We start from the raw sequence: 18,212 nt of genomic DNA on the forward strand, positions 1-18,212 counted from the left end.
CGCTTCCACGTGCCTGAATTTTTAGTTTTTCATATTTACGAACTGAAGCGGAACGTCAATATCGGAAGATTTCATAAGCTGGATAACCGACTGAAGATCGTCTATCTTCTTTCCTTCCACGCGCACACGGTCGTCCATAATAGACGCGTTCACTTTCAGCTTGGAATCCTTTATTATTTTGACTATCTTTTTGGCGTTGTCCTTTCCAAGCCCCTCTTCAACTTTAACCTCGAATTTCCTGTGCCCTTTGGAAGTATTCTCCGGTTCGCCGAATTTCAGCACACGGGAATCTATGTTCCTTTTTGAGCAGTGTTTTATCATCATTTCTTTGATAGCCTGAGCTTTCATGTCGTCGTGTGTGACGATTTTCACAGCCTTGTCTTTTTTGTTCAGCTCTATCTCTGTATCGGTACCTTTGAAATCGAACCTGCTGTCCACCTCTTTTTTAACAAGATTAACAGCATTGTCCATTTCCTGCATATCTATTTCGTTCACAATATCAAATGAAGGCATTACACCCCTCCGTTTTTTCTTTTATACAAATAATCATTGATTTTACATCAAATCAAGTGATAATTGCGTATGAAATTTTTTTGCAGCAAAGACTGCCCCGACACATGCTCTGTCAAAGCTGAATTTAAGAACGGTAACTATCATTTCACAGGCATCGCGGAAGACTGGCAGAAAACGGGTTTTGTCTGCTCAAAATTCAAAGTTTTCGCTGAGCGCGAGATCAATTCCGGTGTGAAATCTTACAAGGTTATCAACGGCGAAAAGCATACTTTTGAAAGCGACGCTGACGCTGTTTCAGCTTTCGGGGACATTCTCGGAGAATACAGACATAAAAAGATACTCTATCTGAAAGGTTCCGGCTCCCTCGCCTATAACATGGGCTACTGGGACAGGTTCATGAGCGGTTTCGATAACTGCGTGAAGGTTACCGGAGGCGTCTGCAACGGCACAGGCGGAGCAGCTCACGAGTCAGACTTCGGGATTGAAATAAACCCGCCGGTTGAAAACATCGCAGGATGCAGGACGGCAATCCTTTTCGGCAAGAACGCCGCCACCGTCAGCCAGCACCTTTACGCTTATCTGAAAGAGCTGAAAAAAAACGGACTCAAAATAATATACATTGACCCTATAAAAACGAAAACCGCCGATATAGCAGATAGATATATACAGATACGCCCCATGTGCGACGGACTGCTTGCCGCGGCGCTCCTCACAGAACTGGAACTTGAAAACGGGCACGATACGGAACGGTTTATGAAACGTTCCGGCATTTCCGCCGACGATTTTAATTATATCAAAGATGCCATCATCTCCGGCAAAACGGCTTTCATTCAGGGCTACGGGATGCAGCGCAACCCCAACGGAATGAACATCGTAAGGCTCATAAACCGCCTCGCTGTGAAATCCGGCAACACGGACACTCTGTATTACGGTCAGGGATCAAAACGTTTCTGGAAGGGTCTTGGAGCGAAATTCAGCCATCACGTACATATCGATGAAGTCGCAAAAAAACTCGCCGACGGGGAATTCGACCTGTTCGTCAACGTTGCCGCCAATCCAGCCATGACATTTCCCGATGCTCCGAACTGGGTTAAAGGAATAAAAAATACACCTACGATTGTGGTTGACGTTCAGCCGACCCGCACATCAGAAAACTGTACACTCTTCATCCGCACAGGGGGGATCTTTGCCCAGCAGGATTTCATGGGCAGCTACTTTTTTCCACACTGGCACAAACGCGAAAGACTGACGGAAGAGCTGTCCGATATGGATATAGTTACATGCCTGAGCGGGAAGATGGGGTTTGACCTTGATGTAAAAGAACCGGAACCAGATACACCAGGTCAGAGAATTTATAAAGATGAGCGCATTGAACCGTTTATTCCGGAGGAGCAAGAAAAATTCAGTCTGCTGTCCCTTTCACATCCGGCATATCTGAACAGCCAGCACCTTCCGCACATTGCGGAAAAGCTGAAAACAGCATATATCAATCCGAAAGATGCTGAGGAACTCGGCATAAAAGACGGCAACGAAATCAGGATATCCACCTGCGCTGGGTACTACACTGCATATGCAGAGATAACCGATACGGTATGCGAAAAAGTGATCATGAGCTATAAGGGTCTGCCCATGAAAGAAGGATGTGTAAACGACGCCACACCCCCAATGCTCACCGACTCAGGCAACGATATGGTATATTACGGAATACCGGCGGACGTTGTTAAAGTCTGCTGACCATCTCTTTAAGCATCTGTATCTCACGGTAAAAAGATATTCCGGCAACCCCTTTGTACCCTTTGCCTTTAAGCTGGGACACGTTTGAAGGGCTTATCCCGCCAAGGGCGTATACGTCCTTCCCCAGACCCGATACATCCACAGCGCCCAGCGGTTTCACCTCATACTCCTTGACTGTATGAAATATCGGGCTGAGCATATAATATGCTGCCTTATTATTCTCTATTTCTGAGATGCAGTGTGCAGAATATCCCACAGCCAGCGACTCGTCTATCCCCTCTTTTATAGTGGCTGAGCCAATCTGAACCCCGTAATATCCCAGCAGAGCGGCGATATCCTCCCTTGCCGAAAGCACCAGTTTTGCCTGCGGCAGAGCTTCTCGCAGTTTTTTTGCCTCACTGTAGATAAGCTCCGACGGCTGGTTCTTTATCCTGAACCACAGCATATCGGCAAACGGTGAACAGCCAACAGCGATACTCAGCCAGTCTGCTCCCATTGAATCATAGTCTATTATCTGCACTATCTCCATCATTCCTTCCCGAAGACCCTTTTAAACGCTGCTCTCACAGACCTGCGCAGGTTGTGGTACTCGTCCAGAAGCGCCTGACCGCCGGATCTGTAGCCGAAAAATTCCGCCATTCTGTCCAAAAGTTTTTCATCTTTCGGAAGTCTCGACGTATCCGTATTGTCGTATATCCGCACAAGGTTCTCAAGGTGCCTGAAAAACAGGTAGCCCTTGTGGAAGCTGTAGAAATCCCTGCTGGACATTATATCCAGGTCTTTGAAAAAATGGAGCGCGTCGTGGGTGTTCGGCGTATGGAGCTGTTCGTATTTGCAGCCGTACATAAGCTGGAACATCTGTGCGGAAAACTCAATGTCCAGGAGCCCGCCGTAGCCGGCTTTGATGTCGTTCTTCTCGTATGGAAGCCCCTTTTCGTTTTCAATGCGCATCCTCATGTCAAAAATCTCTTTAACACCTTCGTCGGCTATCAGACATACATACAGCGACTGAGCCTTAATGCGCTCAAACTCGGCAGCAAGGGGCGAATTATAGTTTATCACGCTGGAACGCATGAGCGCCTGTTTCTCCCAGAGCATTGCACCTTTTTTCTGATAGTCTTCAAAACCCGTAAGGGTGGTAACCAGTGTTCCGCTTGAACCGCTGGGGCGCAGGCGCATATCTGTTTTGTAAAGATACCCGTTGTGGCTGTAAGCACTGAGAAACGTTATGCTGCGCTGTACCATTTTAGAGTAAAACTCCTGATTGGTAATTGATTTCTCTCCGTCCGTGGAGCCATAGCCGTCGTAAAGAAAAACAAGGTCAATATCTGAACCGAAGCTCATCTCTATGCTGCCCACCTTTCCCATGCCGACAAGCAGGTAGCCGCAGGGAGTCCCGTCCTCTTTCAAGGGGTGTCCGTATTTCTCCGCGAGCTGGTCGTATATATAGCTGAAAGCAAAATCCACCGTACCTTTGGCAAGCTCTGTGAGTGCGCGCATGGTATCGATGATGTTGGTCTGTTTGTTAAGGTAGGCATACCCTGCGTTGAACATAAAAATTTTATGGCGGATACGAGCAGCCTCCGGCATCAGGTCGGGCATATCGAAGTATTTCTCAGTATGTTCTATCAGATCTGCCTTAATTTTTTCCGCCGTGAAATCAATTGGTTTGGGATCATAAATATAGTCCAGCAGATCGCGGTTTTTCATTATCTGGTCGGTAAGGTATCTGCTGTATGAAAAAATATTTATCAGCTTCTGTATGATGAACGGCGCTGTGGAAAACAGGTCGTGGAGCAGATATATCGTTGCGCTGCTGGCGAGCATCTTTTCAAAGTTATGCAGAACCTCCGCACTGCCTGATTTACCCTCAAGCTCGTTGATTATCATAACAAGAAGAGACTTGAGCACCTGCCGCTCGCTTTTCACACGAGGACGGTTCTTCTGTCCTGCCATTACCCGCCTTACTATCTCCACACATTCAAGCGGTTCGTTTATTTTAAGCTGTTTCAGAATGACTGCCGCCTCTTCGTCAGCAATATCCTCCTCAAAGATAAGGAAAATGCCCTCGTCCGCACCGGAATCGGTGAACAGTTTTGAAAACTCGTCGTTCACCTGCTTCGTAACGGCGGCGTAGTGAGCTTCAAACTCCTCTTTAGAGCCGAAACCGCATCTTTCCAGATAAAGAGAAAATGTATCCGCCTGTTCAGGCACGATATGGGTCTGGCGTTCATTTTCAATCTGTGCCATGTGTTCCAGTTTTCGCAGGAAACAGTAGGATTCAGTCAGCATTTTTGACGTTTCCGCAGTCATAAGCCTGTTATCAGTGAGAATACGCAGGCTTTTAAGGGTATTGGGATTGAATATTGCATTATTCGAAGGATAATTTATTATCTGAAGCGTCTGTACAATAAATTCTATCTCCCGTATGCCTCCATATCCCAGTTTAACGTGTTTTACATTGCACCCTTTCAACTCAACCCGCTTATTTATCTTCTTTTTAATGTCCTGAAGGTCGTTCATAAGGTTAAAATCAAGGCTTCTGCGGAAAACGAACGGCTTCACCGCCTTTTTAAAAGCATCGCCAACCTCGATGTCACCCGCCACAGGAAGGGCTTTCAGAAGCATCATCCGCTCCCAGCTCTGCCCGTATGTTTCATAATATGTATCGTATGCGCGGACAGGCATTGCAAGGGCGCCTCTGTCGCCATCGGGGCGCAGGCGGAGGTCCACTCTGAAAACTATGCCGTCCTTTGTTCTTTCGCCGATGTATCTGGTGACGTGTTCCGCCACTCTGCTGAAATATGTATGGTTGTCAATCGGTTCCGCACCATCCGTATTCCCTATATCGCATCCGTAAACGTATATCACATCTATATCCGAACTGAAATTCAGCTCCCAGCCGCCCAGTTTCCCAAGTCCTATCACGCAGAAGCCAACCTCTTTGCCCTCTTCGTCTCTGGGTGTTCCGTGCTGTTTTTTAAGCAACGCACAGGCAAACTGATAAGCTGCCTCACAACATGCCGAAGCAAAAGCGGAAACATGTGCCGTAACATCCGCGCATGAAGCTCCCAGCCGCATGTCCTCCGCGGCAATACAGACGTATTCCTTCATCTTTTTTATCCTAAGATGCTCCATAAACCCGTCTTCCGTCATGGAAAGGATGTCTGCTGAATTGATATCGTCAAGAATGGACTGTCTGTCGCGCACTGTACCTATTTTCCCCACAGCTTCTTTCATCATATGAGGATTGTTCATCAGCCATATGCCGAGATATTCTGAATGTCTGGCGATGTATGCCAGCAGTTCCGCATTTTCAGTGGAAATTCCCTGTTCAAGTGCCGCCGTTCTGGTTTGTTCCTGTCTTGCTATCATTTCGTCTCCGGTAAAAGTATTATAAATTCGCACCCTTCGCCCGGCGCGCTGTGAACCTCTATGAATCCTCCGCTGTCCATAACCACCTGCTTGACTGTGGCAAGTCCCAGTCCGGCTCCTTTGCGCTGTTTTGTCGTGTAGAACGGTTTGAACATGTTCTTCTGGTCGTTCTTGTCGATGCCGCGTCCGGTATCTTTGACCCGCAGTTCAAAGAACATTCCGTAATACATCTCGTGTTTGGATGTGGTCACAGTGATTACTCCCCGTTTATCCATGGCTTCCGCAGCGTTCTGGCAAAGGTTCACCATCATCTGAATGAACCTGCTCTCGGCAATCTTTATCATCATCCCTTCGGACGTATCCGAATAGAGTATGGAAACGTCTGGCGGCAGAAGATTGGAAGCCATATCAACCGCCATGGATGTAAGCTCTCTTCCGAATCTCGGTTCGGGTTTCTCTTCTGTGTCGCGGGCGCTCTGTAAAACTTTCTGGATATACATCCGTGCGCCGTCCACTATGCCGTTTATGCTTTCAAGATGCTGCTCGCGCTTCTCCGCATCGTCCGCTCGCTCTGCAAGCCCGAACTGAAGGGATATATTCTGCAGTATATTGCTGAAATCGTGCGCCATACCAGATGCCAGCGTGCCCACAGCCTCGCGCCTCTGCGCCAGGTAGAAGCTGTTCTGTATGTTCTTGTAGTCTGTTATATCGGTAAAAACGGAAAGAACAGCCTGCGTTCCGTCAGTTTCCATGAGAATGGCACTGACTGAGACGTTCATTATCTCCCCGCTGCTTTTAACGATGCTGAACTCGCCGAAGTTCTCCACTTCGCCCTCATGTAGCGCTTCCAGTCTTGTGCGGAATTTGTCCTTCTCCCGAACATAGTCAAGAATATTCTGGCTGTTGCCGTCCTGACACTCAAGCTCCCTGAACTTACTGTTCTGCTCAATGATATTTCCGTTTTTATCATGCACAACGATATATTCGGGAATAGTCTGGAAGAGACTCTCGTTCTTCTTGTTCAGCATGTTCAGGTGACGCGTTCTGTCGGCTATCTCATCGGACAGCTTTTTGTTGACCCTGAACATCTCTGTTATTATAAGCATTATCAGCAACCCCAGCGGCACGAATACAATCACCATCGCATAATCGCCCGCCCATGGCAAAAAGCTGAAAACAAACTGTCTTTTATACTGCTCTGTTGTGTAAACAAGACAAAATTTCGTTCCGTGCACGCTAAAGCAGTAGAAACCCACCTGTCTGTTGTTATATTCGGCGGTATTCCCATGTTTAATCTTCGATTTCAGCCTGATGAGTTCCTGTGTTTCGGGGTCGTCTCCATAGGCTTTGATATCGTCAATTATGAGCTCGCTCCTGCCGCCGCTGTTCAGTCCGTTCCAGTAGCCTTTCACCCCTTTTTCATCCATAACGGTGAAAATATCGTATACCGAACCGCTGAAAACGCCATCTCTCATAACAGGATATATGAGAATCATATTTCTGTTTTTTTCGAAATTTGAAAGCCCTATATAGACCTCGCCCCTTTTCAGTTTTCTGACTATTTCATAGTTTTTGGGAGCGGGTACGGAACAGTCGTCCGCACCAAGCGATATGCTCTTTATTATTTCAAAACCGCTGTCGGTTATACCCGTACTGAAACATTCGCCAAGACTGTAGTGCTTGTCTATGAACGCTGAATATTTCTGTAGCCTGTCTGCCATCTCGTGGGGATCCGGCGATGCTGCAACGTCTTCAAGATTGTCCTCCCGCTCGTGGAGGATATGTTCTATAAAGCGTCCTATGAGCTTTGCATTATTCGAAGCCTCCGCGGAATATTTGTCCGCAAGGCTTTCGTCGGACTCACGACCGGAAATAAGTATCACAACACTGCCTATGGCAACAATAAACAATAATATTATAAGTCTGTTAAAAAATCTGAACATATATTCTTCTTATGTTTATTCAACAGATGCTTGACCTAAGCCTCTGTTATGCCATAATTTTAAAAAGCAAATGCTAATTGTGCAAGAGGTATATCATGTCAGATAATTTCAAAGGGCTTAATGCGCCGGAATCTGTTGTCAAAAACGCAGACAAACTGCTTAAACCCACATCATACGATATCCGCGCCTACGTGGGGGAACCGGGGAATTTTTTTACGGAAAAGGCGGTTCTGACTCCGGAAGCAATGGAGACCATAGGTAAAATTCTCGGCTGTCAGGAATTCGTTCTGCGCTCAGGCACCCGAATGAGCCTTAAAGTCGGCGACACCGTTGTAATAGGATACGACAACGGTCCCACGTCCGCACCCCTTGCCGCCGCCATGGCGAAAGGAATAATCAGCCAGGGGGTAAACGTTTACGACATCGGCACATCCTCCTCCGGTCAGGTATACCAGAACCAGAACCAGCTTGGAGCAAAAGCCCACGTCCAGATAACCCGCTCCCATGTCGAAGTCACCACAAACGGAGCAAAATTCGGTATAGCCACACAGGGCATACACACATATCTGCTGGAACAGATGAATATCTTCCTGAAAGAGCAATACCCTGTAAGAAATCTGCCGGAAGCTGATTACGGCAAAATTTATGATAAAAAATCCGAAGGCAGAAAGGCATATTTCGATAAGATGAAAGCTATCTACTCCGGCTATTTCGAAAAACGCGATAACTCCATGGTCGCTGTCAACCTTTTCGGAGGCACCGGACTTCAGTACAAAGATCTGTTTCTTGATATTCTCGGTAAAGACACGCTCATCCTCGGTGACGATATCGATGTAAACAGCGGACACCTGCTTGCAGACCCCACGAGAAAAGAGATGCTGGCGAAGGTTCCCCGCCTTCAGGACGCTCTGGACAAAGGAAAGCGCATCCATTCTTTCGACCTTGACGCAGACAGAGGTTCACTCACCGAAGGTTCCGAAGCCCTCACCGTTTCAGGCACAGGACACTATCTCGGCGACGCGCTGGCTTTTATGCTCGCCGACTATAAAATGAAGCTGGCTCTCCCCGCGCTTAAAGAGGCTCTGAAAGATAAAGGTGTTAACCCCACCAATCTTAAAGCCATCGAAAAAATTGCAAAGACATTCTACATAGATGCGCGATACACCGGAGCGGTGAAACAGTACGTCGAATCACTCGGCGGAACTACGGTTTTCCATCCAAAGGGTCACTCCCTCTGGAAAGAAACCATCACGGAAAACATGAAGCTGATGTCTTCGCTGGCAGGCTACACCACAATTGACGAATTTGTTCAGGCAACCGGCTATCGCGACCTGCAAATCGAAGCGAGCCTTCACTTCTTCTCAACTGATACCAAAGACGGCATCCCCAGAGACGATGCTGTGGAAAATATCTTCATCCTCGAACAGGTGATTGACGCCCTTGGGATAAATAAGCTGGCTGACTATTTTAAAACCGTACCCTCGCGGTTCGCAACTAAAGAAATACGCACAGTCTCCGAATCCAATGAGCAGAAAGAAAAGATAACAGCCGAGGCAGTTTCTGCACTGCGCAATCTGTTCGCGGGCAAAGAGGGTTTTGACATAACAGAATTCGACGGTCAGATAAGGGTGGATTTTCCCGACGGGTTCATTATGTACGGCATGTCGAACACTTCGCCTAAACTCACCTTTATGGCGGAGGGAAGCACTGTTGAAATGCGAAACAGGGCGCTCGCTTTCGTCCTGGCACTGCATAACAGTCTCAAGAAAAAATACGGTGACAACGAAGCCATGGATCTGTCCGAAAACGACTTCTTCGTAAAAGACAGTTCATACGAAATGACCGAACCGGACAAAATGACAATGGATGATAAGCGAGCTGACAATTTTATTGTCTACAGTAAGATTGATAAAAGTATAATGGATTATTAACGGAATACGCGGTCACGATTGCCGGAAGCCTCAAGTTCTTCCGGCAATCAGACCAGCCCCTGTGGTTTCAATTCAAGCTGTGTGAGACCCGGATGTCTGCCATCGGGTACTTCTATAATTGAATATGAGTCTTTTGACTCTGTGATAAGTCTTGCAAAAAGGTTATTTATCTGGTGACCGGATTTATATGCGCGGATATGCCCGAAGATCCTGTATCCTGTCAGCGATATATCGCCTATAAGGTCGAGAACTTTGTGTCTTACGAACTCGTCTTTGAAACGGAGTCCTTCGGGATTCAGTATATCGTCGCCATCTATCACCACAGCGTTTTCAAGGCTTCCGCCCTTTGCCAGCCCCATCTGCCAGAGAGATTCGACCTCCTGCTTAAATCCGAAGGTGCGTGCACCTGCTATCTCGGATGCAAAAGTGTTTTCATCCACCTGAAAGAAAGCTCTCTGCTGACCGATTGAACCGCTTTCGAAATCTATATCAAAGGATACCTTGAAGAAACGTGAAGGGATTATCTCAATCCACTTTCCGTCCTTTTCCAGTCTGACTTTCTTATTAAATTTCAGATACTTACGGGGTTTACCCAGCTCTTTTATCCCTGCGCCGATTATCATAGGGATAAAGGGCTTCGCAGAACCGTCGAGGATAGGCACTTCAGGACCTGAAACCTCTATCATGGCGTTGTCCACGCCCATGCCGTAAAGAGCTGACATGATATGCTCTATGGTACTGACCGATTGCTCCCCGCACTTGATAGTTGTGGCGAGCATTGTTGACGTAACGGTGTAGGGGCTGACGCGTGTGTATTCAGAAGCCGCATCGCTCCGTCTGAAACAGATGCCTGAATCTGCGAACGCAGGATGCACGGTCATGGTTATCTTCTGACCGGTGTGCAGCCCTATGCCATCGATTGTAAATCCTTTTTTAAGTGTCGTCTGTTTCATGAGGATTATTAAGCAATTGACATGCCAACGCTGAAACCCGCTCCAGACAAGAAGTTGTTAAAGATTTGTATGAAAAATACAACAAATCGGCACGGTGTTCTGTATTCTTTTAGATACAGTTGACTGTCAACCCCGATAAAGGTCTTTGAACAGCATGTATTCTTTGATGAACGACAGCTCGACCTCGGTTACGGGACCGTTTCTGTGCTTTGCAATGATAACCTCGGCAATGCCCATTCTGTCGGACTGCTTATTATAGACCTCATCGCGGTACAGGAAGATAATCATATCCGCATCCTGCTCGATTGCGCCTGATTCACGAAGGTCGGATATCATCGGTCTTTTGTCCGCCCTCTGCTCAACGCCTCGGTTAAGCTGTGAAAGAGCGATAACGGGAATGTTCAGTTCCTTTGCCAGAGCCTTGAGCGATCTTGATATCTCGGATATCTGCTGTTCGCGGTTGTCGCCCTTTGTCGCCCCCATAAGCTGAAGGTAATCCACAAAGATCAGATCAAGCCCGTGCTCGCGCTTTATCCTGCGGCATTTCGCACGCAGTTCCAGCGGTGTGATCGCCGGGGTGTCGTCTATAAAGAGTTTCATATCGCCCAGAACGCCAGCGGCGCTCGCCAGCTTCTGCCACTCCTCCATGGTGAACTTTCCACCCCTGAGTTTATTGGACTCAACACCTGCCTGCGCTGCAAGAAGACGCTGTGCGAGCTGGTGGGAGGACATTTCCAGCGAAAAGAAAACTACGCTGCGGTTGTCCATATATGCGGCATTCAGCGCCACGTTAAGGGAGAACGCAGTCTTTCCCATACCGGGACGACCCGCTACTATGATAAGGTCAGAGTTCTGCAGACCGTTGGTGACGTTGTTCAGGTCTTTGAATCCGGTATTTACACCGGAAAGCTGGTCGCTCCTGTGAAAGAGGCTGTTCAGCATGTCCAGCGTTTCGTGCATCAGTTTGCTGAGAGGCTGAACACTGCTTTTGAGTTTGTGCTCCGCCAGAGAGAAGATACGTTTTTCCGCATTCTCAACAACTTCTGAAACGTTTTCCGGCTGTTCATAGCTGAACTCGGTTATCTCCACCGCAACACCGATGAGCTGACGCAGGGTAGCTCTGTCACGCACTATGTCTGCATAATGCCCGACGTTTGCAGAGGTAGGGATTATGTCCACCAGCGAAGAGATATACTCCACTCCACCCGCTCTTTGCAGATCCTCATCGGAAAGAGAACCGATAACCGTTACAACATCAACGGGTTTTCCCTGCTCCTGAAGCCACAGGATCTTTCTGAAAAGGTTCTGGTGGGCGGGGATATAAAAATCATCCGCCTGAATCTTGTCAACTACCTTATCCAGAGCCTTATCGTCAAGAAGTATCGAGGCGATTACCGCCTGTTCCGCCTCTTTGTTATGGGGCGGAACACGTCTCATATCCGCCATGTTATTCCGCTTTCACGTTAACTTTTACTTCGGCGTTTATGTCCATGTATATTTTAACCTTTATGCTGTATTCACCAGGCTCTTTTATATGGTCTTTCATGGCGATGTCTTTTTTGTCAACCTCAACCCCGGCATCATGCAGAGCCTTCGCTATGTCTGCGGAGGTTATTGCGCCGTAAAGTTTTCCCGTATCGCCGCCTTTTCCTGTTATAGTTATGCCGGTTTTATTGAGTGTCTCGGCAAACGCTTTCGCCTCGGCAATTTTATGTGCCTCGCGCTCTTTCGCCGCCTGCTTCTTGGCTTCCAGCGCTGCAAGGTTGGCTGGTGTTGCCTCTATGGCGAGTTTCTTTTTAAACAGAAAATTCTGCGCATATCCGTCCTTCGCTTCTTTTATCTCGTCTTTTTTCGCAACGCCTTTGACGTCCTGAAGAAATATTACTTTCATTGTTCTTTCTCCCGTTCTATGAGACGCTTCGGGTATCTGCCCTCGCAGTGGCAAAGCTATCTCAATTTAATTGTCATCCGAATCCAGAATATCAATTATCTCATTGAAGGAATAACCCTTTCTGTAAAAATGAGCAATACATTTCTGTTTCAGTTCATATGGGGTCTTCCCCTTTTTCGTCTCCATGAACCGTCTGACCATCTCCGCAAGCTGTGCCTTAGTGTCTATGCTTCGCTCTCCGGCTATCTCGTCCATATCCACAAGATCGGCATCAATACCCTTCTCACGCAGTTCCTCGACGATGCGGTATCTGCCGTAACCAGACCGCAGCCGCGAGGCTATCAGGTTTTTCCGGCACTTCTCGTCGTCGATATAGCCGTAGTCTTTCAGCTTTAAGATGGTCTCGTCCGCGGCTTCGTCCCCGAAATGCTCCGCTATCTTTGCGCGCATCTCGCTTTCGAAAAAATCACGCCGCGCAAGCACCCTGAGCGCATACTCGAAAGGGGTTTTGCTCCGTATCTTCCGTTTTGGGAACAGCCTGTCAGCTCCTTCCGCCGGAAAAGCCCGCCAGCTTCAGCTTGAGGTCGTCTGGGCGTTTCGCCCATTTCAGCGCCTCTTCCTGCGTTATGAATCCGGCATCTATGTGGTCCATCAGGGACTGGTCAAATGACTGGGATTTATAAATGTCCCGACCCTGTTCAATGAAATCAGTTATCTCGTGTATTCTGTCCTTGTCGGAGATACACTCCTTTATGGTTCCGGTGGACACCATTATCTCAACCGCAGGCACCCTGCCCGGCTTGTCGCTTCGTGGCACAAGCCTCTGGGAAATGACAGCATTGAGCACGGATGCCAGTTGCAGCCGTACCTGCTCCTGTCTGTGGGGTTCGAAAACGGATATTATCCTGTTTATTGTCTCAGGAGCATCCAGCGTGTGCAGTGTGGACATAACAAGGTGTCCGGTCTCCGCCGCATGGAGCGCCGTTTCGATGGTCTCAACATCCCGCATCTCGCCCACAAGTATCATATCCGGATCCTGCCGCAGCGCCCTTTTAAGCGCCTCGGAAAAGGAGTTCGTATCCGCACCCACCTCTCTCTGGGAGATGGCGGACAGTTTATCCGTGTGGAGAAACTCTATGGGATCCTCCACGGTGATTATATTTATCTTTTTGGTGCGGTTGACATAATCTATCATGGAAGCAAGTGTGGTAGACTTCCCGCTTCCCGTTATGCCTGTCACCAGAACCAGCCCTCTGTGCTTGCCCGATATCTCTTTGATAACCTCCGGCAGCAGCAGACTGTCGATGTCCGGTATCTTTTCGGGGATGAGGCGCAGCACCAATCCAATCATCCCTCGCTGTATATACGCGTTCACACGGAAGCGCGCCACACCCCGCAGGGCATATGCGAAATCAGCCTCCTTGCGCTCCTTAAACTCGGATTTGAGCTGCGGGGGCATTATGCTGCCCGCCATCCTGACGGCATCCTCTGCCGTTACAGTCTCAAAGCCGTCCAGATTCTCCATCTCACCGTGCAGGCGCACAACAGGCGGTCTGCCCACCTTGATGTGTATATCCGAAACGCCAAGCAAAGCCGCTTTTGTGAGAACCGCGTTTATATCCATCCTATTCCTCTTCGGGAACGGTTTTTCCTTTGTATTCGGTCACTGCATATTTTTCGCGTATTTTAGTCTCAAGCTCCGCTGCCTCTTCGGGGTGTTCTTTAAGCCACGTTCTTGAGTTCTCCTTGCCCTGACCTATCTTAGCGTCGCCATAGCTGAACCATGCGCCCGCCTTTCCGATGAATCCTGCGTCCACGCCCATGTCAATGAGCAGACCTTCGCGGGAAACACCTTCTCCGTACATGATATCGAACTCCGCCGTTTTGAAGGGGGGCGCAACCTTGTTCTTAACAACCTTGGCTATGCCGTGGTTACCCACAACCTCTTCCTTCTCTTTCAGAGCCTGAGATTTCTTTATCTCTATACGCATGGATGCGTAGAATTTCAGTGCGTTTCCGCCTGTTGTCGTTTCGGGGTTGCCGTATACGACACCAATCTTCGAACGGGTCTGGTTGATGAATATCAGCGTGGTCTGAGATTTGTTTACGATGCTGGTGAGCTTTCTCAGCGCCTGGCTCATAAGCCTAGCCTGAAGACCCATGTGCGAATCGCCCATCTCGCCCTCTATCTCCGCGCGGGGGGTGAGAGCTGCAACGGAGTCCACAACAATGATATCTATTGCGCCGCTTCGCACCAGCGTCTCTGTTATCTCCAGTGCCGCCTCGCCGCTGTCGGGCTGGCTGACCAGCAGGTTGTCGGTGTCAACGCCGATGGCTTTTGCATAAACAGGATCAAGGGCGTGTTCCGCATCGACAAACGCAGCCGCACCACCCAATTTCTGCACTTCGGCTATGGCGTGAAGAGCGATGGTGGTCTTACCGCTGGATTCAGCTCCGTAAATCTCAATTATTCTGCCTTTGGGAAATCCGCCCACTCCCAGCGCAATGTCCAGCGACAGGATGCCTGTGGACACGACGGGGAGTTTTTCGTTGGGTCTGTCGCCAAGACGCATAACGGCGCCCTTGCCGAAATCCTTCTCAATCTTGCCCAGAGCAAGCTCCAGGGCTTTTTTCTTATCCTGATCCATCTCTCCTCCGATAGGTTTGGTTTAACAAATTATATTACTATAAAATCCGTCTCATGAAAACAGCCTTTTGATAACATATCAAAGCGACATTTTCTGTCGTTTGCATCCAGAGGGAGAAAAAGAAATGAGGCGGAGGGGGCTATAAAATAAGTTTCAGATTATATCCTTTTTCTACAGATATATACAGGAGACCTGTCAATAACCTGTCTTCTGATTTCAGAATCGCTAAGACAGTCTTTTGCGAAAAATTCCTCAATATGAAATCCGGCTCTTTTAAGCCTGTCCGTAAAATCCCGTCCGTACCATCTCACATGATCCGACTGACCAAACGCCTTCTCCCTTTCCTGCGGGTCGGTGATGGAAAAATCCTCATAGGTCTTTTCATTACCCAGCTTTATAGGAACTGTCAGAACAGCTATCCCGCCGTTTTTCAGAACACGGAAAAATTCTTTCATCGCCTTTATATCGTCGGGAATATGCTCCAGCAGATGGTTTGCCATGACGATATCCATGGAGGAATCGGGAAACTTTATATCTGTGGCGTTCATATGAGTGCAAGCATTTTTGAATCTTTCCGGGTTTATATCCACAGGGAAATATTTTATGCCGGACGACGCAAGTTTGTCGTAAAAACACTGTTCAGGGGCGAAATGAAGAAAACTCACATCCTCAGAAAGCCTGCACTCTCTGCTGACCACATGCCAGATAAATCTGTGACGCTCAAGCGAACCGCACACAGGGCAAAGTACGCCCGTTCTGCCTCCATAAGACTTAAAAGGGGAACTGCCGTTTCCGCATATGCTGCAGTAATTTTCTGTTTCGTTCATTTTTCAGATCCTTCGTTCGTGTTATTTCGCCGGAGTGTCAGCCGACCTGTTCCATTCTTATATACGGTATCGTAAGATTATTTAAAAGAGCGGGATTGAGCGCCTGATGCTTACCGAAAACCATGACATCCGCATCCTGAACCGCAAGGAACTCTTCCGTGGTCATAAAATTCAGTCCGTCCGCATCCTTAACGTTATCATCCACAACCGTCACAAGCCTGCCCGGCAGATGTCTCTGCAAAAACCGCACGACGGCTCTTCCCGATTCGCCGTAACCGAAAGAGGCTATTTTCATGGTATTTCCGAAATTGTCCAGAATCTCTTCAAGGTCTTCATAAAGCCTGCTCAGTCCAGAAAATCCCCGCGCCTCCAGATTTCCCAGATACTTTTCAAGACACCCGTAAAGTGCATCGTCCTTTCCGTAGAATATATGATTCACAGTACTGCGTGAGAAATGCACGAAAACCAGAGGGAATCCGCCGTCTATCAATATCCTGCCCTCATGAACGGTTCTGGGACATTCGTGAATGTTCCACGAGGCAACGTTGCAGCCCTTATGACGTAAAATCCTAACCCCTTCAAACATAACGGGCAGAGCGTCCAGATACTTCTGGTCATAAAACAATCCGGCATCGACATCTTTTCTGCATTCATAAAGACAGGAATCCGAAAGCCAGCTCATGGCTTCCAGCCCTTCAGAGCTTACCGCAATAAAGCCGCCGTTAAAAAAACCTTCCGTAAAATTAAGATAAAAATGCAGAGGGCTCTTTGCCGGGTTAAAACTCCTCCAATGCGGTGTCAGCAGCACTCCGCTGCCATTCAGCATATCGAAAAGAAAATCATAGGAGTCAAAAAAATACGTGTCTGCATCAGCGTATATGACCTTCTCATACCCCTTCTCTTCAATCAGGTATGAAATGTATTCAGGCTTCATCGCCCACCTGAAAGCGCTCTTGTCAGACCCGTAATATTTGCTGAACAGCTTCGCTGTGTTCCCGAATCCCATAAGGTCGTTTATGTTATGTATATGAACGCCTTCCGGCAGATCATATTCCATGTTTTCCTGAGACGAAATAAATATATGAAGAGACGCATTGCCGTTTTCGCGCAATGAATCAAAGAGGGTGAGAGCCATAGGAATATAGTCGCCGGTCACAACTGTGCAGAAAGTATTCATCTTACGTTCTCCAGCCTGACGAAAGGCACGTTCAGTCCATCTATCAGCTCAGGATTTACATCCTGATATTTCCCGCAGATAACCACACCGACCTCATTCTGTTTCTCAGACAAGAACTCCTGCGTTGTAACCGCAGAAATACCGCAGTACGGCTTTTGCACCCTGTCGTCGATGAAATATCTCACCTGTCCGGGAAAATATTTTTTCGTATATTCATAACAGAGCATCCCCGCTCTGCCCATGCCGAAGATCGCAATATCCTTTCCGTTCAGCAGATGCTGAATATCTCTTATACTCTCAAGCTCCTCAAGCAGCCTGCCTCTTTCGCCTGAAAGTTTTGAAATATAGGAAACAAGCCCCTCTGCGCCCGCCAACAAAAGTTTTTTGACAGGGAAATCCCTTTCATCGAGATTTTTTATGTATTTCAGCAGATAACCCTGCAAAAGCGGGTCGTCTCCACGAAAAATACCTTTTACCGCATTTGTTGAAAAATGAACGAAAACAACTGGAAATTCACCGCATATCAGTACGTTTCCGTCTGATATACTCCTCGGACATTCGTGTATGTTCCATATCGCAACGTTGCAACCTTTGTGCCGGACAATGCCTACGCCTTCAAACATAACAGGCAGAGCGTCCAGATACTTCTGATCGACAAAAAGACCTCTGGCACTATCTTTCGTACACTCATATGCACAAACTCCGGACAGCCACATCATAGCATCAGTACCTTTTTCTGAAACGCCTATAAAACCGCCGTTAAAAAAACCATCCGTAAAGTTAAGGTGAAAATGAGCACTGCTCTTTTCCGGCGAAAAAGACCGCCAATGGGGAGTTAAAAGCACTCTGTGCGAATCGAGCATATCGAAAAGAAAGCTGTAAGAACTGAAATAATAAGTATCTGGGTCTGTAAAAAGAACCTTCTTAAACCCCTTCTTCTCTATAAGGTACATGATAAATTCAGGCTTCATGCTCCAACGAAAAGCATCAGAATCGCTATCGTAATACTTTTCGTATATCTTTCCCGAATTGCCGTAAGGCAGAAGGTCATCCACATAGCTTAATGTAACACCTTCCGGCATTTCCGGTTCATCCTCTCTGAATGAGGAAACAAGAATATGAAGCGCCGCGTCGCCATGCGCCCGTATGGAATCGTGCAGAGCCAGAGCCATGGGCAGGTAGTCCGGAGTCACAATTGTGCAGAAAGTATGCTCAGGCAT

At 47.8% G+C, this 18,212-nt stretch carries 15 protein-coding genes; 2 read left to right on the plus strand and 13 right to left on the minus strand.

The window, feature by feature from the left end:
* Positions 1 to 21: 21 nt before the first annotated feature.
* Positions 22 to 513, minus strand: a complete 492-nt coding sequence (locus Q7P67_RS00620) for a YajQ family cyclic di-GMP-binding protein (RefSeq protein WP_303849667.1) — start codon at positions 511 to 513, stop codon at positions 22 to 24.
* Positions 514 to 582: 69 nt separating this feature from the next.
* Between Q7P67_RS00620 and Q7P67_RS00625 the strand changes: the two genes are divergently transcribed.
* Positions 583 to 2,247, plus strand: coding sequence for a molybdopterin dinucleotide binding domain-containing protein (locus tag Q7P67_RS00625; protein WP_303849669.1), 1,665 nt, complete (start codon positions 583 to 585; stop codon positions 2,245 to 2,247).
* On the opposite strand, the gene Q7P67_RS00630 is transcribed toward Q7P67_RS00625, so the two are convergent.
* The 3 genes from Q7P67_RS00630 to Q7P67_RS00640 are packed head-to-tail and all read right to left on the minus strand — an operon-like array spanning position 2,234 to position 7,565.
* The gene (locus tag Q7P67_RS00630) at positions 2,234 to 2,779 is read right to left on the minus strand and encodes a thiamine phosphate synthase (protein ID WP_303849671.1); all 546 of its coding nucleotides are present in this window, start codon (positions 2,777 to 2,779) and stop codon (positions 2,234 to 2,236) included. The two genes, Q7P67_RS00625 and Q7P67_RS00630, sit on opposite strands and share 14 nt — an antisense overlap.
* Entirely contained in the window at positions 2,776 to 5,622 is a 2,847-nt protein-coding gene (gene glnE, locus Q7P67_RS00635; protein ID WP_303849673.1) for a bifunctional [glutamate--ammonia ligase]-adenylyl-L-tyrosine phosphorylase/[glutamate--ammonia-ligase] adenylyltransferase, read from the minus strand. The genes Q7P67_RS00630 and glnE overlap by 4 nt, the downstream gene beginning before the upstream one ends.
* Positions 5,619 to 7,565 (minus strand): nitrogen regulation protein NR(II), encoded by a 1,947-nt coding sequence (locus Q7P67_RS00640; RefSeq protein ID WP_303849675.1) that lies wholly within the window; start codon positions 7,563 to 7,565, stop codon positions 5,619 to 5,621. The genes glnE and Q7P67_RS00640 overlap by 4 nt, the downstream gene beginning before the upstream one ends.
* Before the next feature lie 95 nt (positions 7,566 to 7,660).
* Between Q7P67_RS00640 and Q7P67_RS00645 the strand changes: the two genes are divergently transcribed.
* Entirely contained in the window at positions 7,661 to 9,496 is a 1,836-nt protein-coding gene (locus Q7P67_RS00645; RefSeq protein WP_303849677.1) for a hypothetical protein, read from the plus strand.
* 47 nt (positions 9,497 to 9,543) lie between these two features.
* Here Q7P67_RS00645 and lpxC read toward each other — a convergent pair whose 3' ends face one another.
* The 9 genes from lpxC to Q7P67_RS00690 all read right to left on the minus strand — a co-directional run bounded on the left by lpxC (position 9,544) and on the right by Q7P67_RS00690 (position 18,212).
* The gene (lpxC, locus tag Q7P67_RS00650; RefSeq protein ID WP_303849679.1) at positions 9,544 to 10,449 is read right to left on the minus strand and encodes a UDP-3-O-acyl-N-acetylglucosamine deacetylase; all 906 of its coding nucleotides are present in this window, start codon (positions 10,447 to 10,449) and stop codon (positions 9,544 to 9,546) included.
* A gap of 126 nt (positions 10,450 to 10,575) precedes the next feature.
* Positions 10,576 to 11,895, minus strand: coding sequence for a replicative DNA helicase (gene dnaB / locus Q7P67_RS00655; protein WP_303849681.1), 1,320 nt, complete (start codon positions 11,893 to 11,895; stop codon positions 10,576 to 10,578).
* A gap of 1 nt (position 11,896) precedes the next feature.
* On the minus strand, positions 11,897 to 12,340 hold the full coding sequence (gene rplI, locus Q7P67_RS00660; protein WP_303849683.1) for a 50S ribosomal protein L9: 444 nt from the start codon (positions 12,338 to 12,340) through the stop codon (positions 11,897 to 11,899).
* A gap of 66 nt (positions 12,341 to 12,406) precedes the next feature.
* Complete coding sequence (locus Q7P67_RS00665) at positions 12,407 to 12,823, minus strand: regulatory protein RecX (protein WP_303849685.1); 417 nt, start codon at positions 12,821 to 12,823, stop codon at positions 12,407 to 12,409.
* Between the two features lie 58 nt (positions 12,824 to 12,881).
* A complete protein-coding gene (locus Q7P67_RS00670) occupies positions 12,882 to 13,964 on the minus strand; it encodes a type IV pilus twitching motility protein PilT (RefSeq protein WP_303849687.1) in 1,083 nt (360 codons plus the stop codon).
* Between the two features lies 1 nt (position 13,965).
* The gene (gene recA, locus Q7P67_RS00675; RefSeq protein ID WP_303849689.1) at positions 13,966 to 14,988 is read right to left on the minus strand and encodes a recombinase RecA; all 1,023 of its coding nucleotides are present in this window, start codon (positions 14,986 to 14,988) and stop codon (positions 13,966 to 13,968) included.
* Positions 14,989 to 15,146: 158 nt separating this feature from the next.
* Entirely contained in the window at positions 15,147 to 15,815 is a 669-nt protein-coding gene (locus tag Q7P67_RS00680; protein WP_303849691.1) for a class I SAM-dependent methyltransferase, read from the minus strand.
* Positions 15,816 to 15,852: 37 nt separating this feature from the next.
* Positions 15,853 to 16,992 carry a hypothetical protein gene (locus Q7P67_RS00685; protein WP_303849692.1) on the minus strand — a complete coding sequence of 380 codons (1,140 nt, stop codon included), beginning with the start codon at positions 16,990 to 16,992 and terminating at the stop codon, positions 15,853 to 15,855.
* Positions 16,989 to 18,212 carry a hypothetical protein gene (locus Q7P67_RS00690; RefSeq protein ID WP_303849694.1) on the minus strand — a complete coding sequence of 408 codons (1,224 nt, stop codon included), beginning with the start codon at positions 18,210 to 18,212 and terminating at the stop codon, positions 16,989 to 16,991. The genes Q7P67_RS00685 and Q7P67_RS00690 overlap by 4 nt, the downstream gene beginning before the upstream one ends.

Source organism: Seleniivibrio woodruffii (genome assembly GCF_029267515.1).
Taxonomy (GTDB): Bacteria; Chrysiogenota; Deferribacteres; order Deferribacterales; family Geovibrionaceae; genus Seleniivibrio; species Seleniivibrio woodruffii_A.